Annotated in this window: 4 protein-coding genes; 1 reads left to right on the top strand and 3 read right to left on the bottom strand. The window is 74.7% G+C overall.

The window, feature by feature from the left end:
* The 3 genes from B7L92_RS34785 to B7L92_RS34795 all read right to left on the bottom strand — a co-directional run.
* A partial coding sequence (locus tag B7L92_RS34785; protein WP_255311275.1) for a TIGR03620 family F420-dependent LLM class oxidoreductase occupies positions 1-684 on the bottom strand: 684 nt, incomplete at its 3' end.
* A gap of 122 nt (positions 685-806) precedes the next feature.
* Positions 807-1,301 (bottom strand): heme-degrading domain-containing protein, encoded by a 495-nt coding sequence (locus B7L92_RS34790; protein ID WP_081241216.1) that lies wholly within the window; start codon positions 1,299-1,301, stop codon positions 807-809.
* Positions 1,298-2,374, bottom strand: coding sequence for a Gfo/Idh/MocA family protein (locus tag B7L92_RS34795; protein WP_081241217.1), 1,077 nt, complete (start codon positions 2,372-2,374; stop codon positions 1,298-1,300). The genes B7L92_RS34790 and B7L92_RS34795 overlap by 4 nt, the downstream gene beginning before the upstream one ends.
* 79 nt (positions 2,375-2,453) lie before the next feature.
* Between B7L92_RS34795 and B7L92_RS34800 the strand changes: the two genes are divergently transcribed.
* Positions 2,454-3,167: ROK family transcriptional regulator (locus B7L92_RS34800; protein ID WP_143626428.1), on the top strand; the 714-nt coding region annotated here is incomplete at its 3' end.

A 3,167-nucleotide genomic window follows, 5' to 3' on the forward strand; every position in this document is an offset into this window, starting at 1 on the left:
GTCGTCCTCGGTGAAGCCCAGACGGAGGAAGTTGTCCGTGTAGTTGGGCAGCGCGAGGTACGGCGCCAGGCTCGTGCGGGCGAGTGCGCGGGCCCGGGCCGGCTCCGGTTCGAGGATCACCTTCACCTCGGGCGCCAGCAGCGGGGCCTCGCCGAGGATGCCGCGCGCCCGCGCCGTGTGCTCCGGGGTGACCAGGTACGGGATCACGCCGAGCGCCCGGTCGCGGGAGAGCTCCAGGCTCCTCGGACCGAGGGCGGCGACGACCCGGCGGCCGGCCGGGACCCCGGCCGCGTCCAGTGCGTCGAGGTAGGCGACGAGGGCCGAGTAGGGGCGGCGGTACTGGTCGGCGAGCTTGGCGTGGCTGACGCCGATGCCGAGCAGGAACCGGCCGGGGCGGGCCGCCTCCAGCTCGGCGAAGGCCGCGGCGGCCTCCTGCGCCGTGTACTGCCAGATGCTCTGGATGCTGGTGCCGACGGTGAGCGTCGAGGTCGCCTCGACGAGCGGCACCGCGTGGCGGACGGCGCTGCTGCCGCCCAGCCAGGCCGCGCCGAAGCCGAGTTCCTCCAACTCTGCGGCGGCCTCGGCGATCTCGCCGCGCCGGGAGGGATCCTCCGAGCGCAGCCCGACGCTCCAGATGCCGTACCGGCCGATGTCCTGCTTCGGGATGTCCGCGGTGTCGCTCATGGGTCTCCGAATCCCTCCGTGACGGGGTGCGGTGCCTGCCGTGGCTGATCACGCCTACGGCAGGCACCAACCGCGCGGAGGGTGCCGGTAATCCCGGTACGGCCGAACGGGGGAACCGGGGGCTAACGGCCGGCCAGGAACTGCTCCAGGGCCTCCACCACCATGAGGTGGTCCTGGAGCTGGGGGAGGCCGGAGACCGTCACCGCGCCGATCACCCCCACGCCCTCGACGGTGATCGGGAACGAACCGCCGTGCGCCGCGTAGGTGTCCGGGTCGAGGCGCGAGGACTCCTCGAACGTGGTGCCCTTGGCCCGGTGGCGGGCGCCCACCAGGTAGGACGCGTGGCCGTAGCGCTCCACGACCCGGCGCTTGCGGGCGATCCAGGCGTCGTTGTCGGGCGTGGAGCCGGGCAGCGCCGCGTGGAAGAGCTGCTGGCCCGCGCGGTGGATGTCGATGGCGATCGGCGCCTGCCGCTCCCAGGCCATCTCGACGAGGAGGGAGCCCAGCTCCCAGGCCTCCTCGTAGGAGAACCGCCGGAAGACCAGGCGGCGTTCCTGCTCCTCCAGCTCCTCCACGCTCGGGGTGGGTTCCGGCTTGTGGGTCGGGTCGGTGGTCACAGCGTCACCGTCACCTTCTCGAGGGCCGAACGGCGGGCCGCCTCCAGCACGTCCAGGACGGCGGCGGCCTCCAGCGCGGACACCGGATTGGGGCCGCCCTCCAGCAGGGCCTTCGCCACGGCCGCGTAGTAGGCGGGGTAGTCGCCCGGCAGGGTCGGTTCGGGGCGCCCGCCGCCGGTCACCGGGGACTCCCCGGAGCCGACGCGGCCCCACAGCTCCTCGGGCTCCGTGCCCCAGTCGGCGCCCGCCGCGCCGGGCCGCAGACCGTCGCGCAGGGCGGCCTCCTGCGGGTCGAGGCCGTGCTTGACGTAGCCGGCCTTCGAGCCCAGGACGCGGAACCGCGGGCCGAGCTGGGCCGTGGTCGCGGAGACGTAGAGGTGGGAGCGGACGCCGTTCGCGTGGGTGAGCGCGAGGAAGGTGTCGTCGTCGGTCAGTGCTCCGTCGCGGCGGACGTCCACCTCGGCGTAGACGGCGGTCACCGGGCCGAACAGGACGAGCGCCTGGTCGACGACGTGGCTGCCGAGGTCGTAGAGCAGACCTCCGATCTCCGCGGGGTCGCCGGACTCCCGCCAGCCGCCCTTGAGCTGCGGCCGCCAGCGCTCGAAGCGGGACTCGAAGCGGTACACGTCGCCGAGCGCGCCCTCGGCGAGCAGCTTGCGCAGGGTGAGGAAGTCGTTGTCCCAGCGGCGGTTCTGGAAGACGGACAGGAGCAGGCCGCTCTCCTCGGCGAGCGACGCCAGCCCGCGCGCCTCGGCCGCCGCGCCGGCGATCGGCTTGTCGACGACGACCGGCAGACCGGCCTTGAGGGCGGTGGTGGCGAGCGGGACGTGCGTCCTGTTCGGCGACGCGACGACGATCAGGTCGAGCTCGTCGGCGCGGCCGAACAGCTCGTCCGGGGTCGCGGCGACGCGGACGTCCGGGAACTCGGCGCGGGCCTGCCGCTGCCGCTCGGGGTTCGAGGTGACCACCGTGTCGAGCGCGAGGCCCTCGGTCGCGGCGATCAGCGGGGCGTGGAACACGGAGCCTGCGAGGCCGTAGCCGACGAGGCCGACGCGAAGGGGAGTGCCAGTCATGGTCCTACTTTCGCAACGCTGTTGCCAAAGTGCAAGCGCTGGGGACAATGGGCTGGTGAACAGGACGAACGGCGGAGGGATGCGCGGAGCGACCGGTGGGGTCAACCTGCTCGCCCTGCGCAGCCACAACACCGCGCTCGTGCTCGACCTGCTGCGCACGGCGGGCCCGGAGGGCATCAGCCGGCTGGAGCTCGCCGAGCGCACCGGGCTCACCCCGCAGGCGGTCAGCAAGATAACGGCCCGGCTGCGCGAGGACGGCCTCGCGGCGGAGGCGGGGCGCCGGGCGTCCACGGGCGGCAAGCCGCGGACGGTCCTGCGCCTGGTGCCGGAGGCGGGCCACGCGGTGGGCGTGCACCTGGACCGGGACGAGCTGCGGGCCGTGCTGGCCGACCTCGAGGGGACGGTGGTGGCCCGGCGGCGGGTCCCGCTGGACCTGGGCGCCGGGGCGGAGGCGGTGCTGGCGCGGGTGGCCGCGGTGGTCGAGGCGCTGCGGGCGGGGGACGGGACGACCGTGCGGGCACGCCCCCTGCTCGGCGTCGGGGTCGCGCTGCCCGGGCCGCTCGACCACGAGCGGGGCGTGCTGCACCGGGTGACCGGGTTCCCCGAGTGGGACGGCTTCCCGCTGCGCGACGCGCTGGCCGAGCGGCTGGGGACGGTGCCCGTGGTCGTCGACAAGGACACCAACGCGGTGGCGCTCGGGCTGGCGGTCGGGGGCGAGGGCGGTTCCTTCGCCTATCTGCACCTCGGCACCGGGCTCGGGGCCGGGCTGGTGATCGGGGGCAGCGTGCACCGG

The organism is Streptomyces viridosporus (assembly GCF_002078235.1).
GTDB classification, from domain to species: domain Bacteria; phylum Actinomycetota; class Actinomycetes; order Streptomycetales; family Streptomycetaceae; genus Streptomyces; species Streptomyces viridosporus.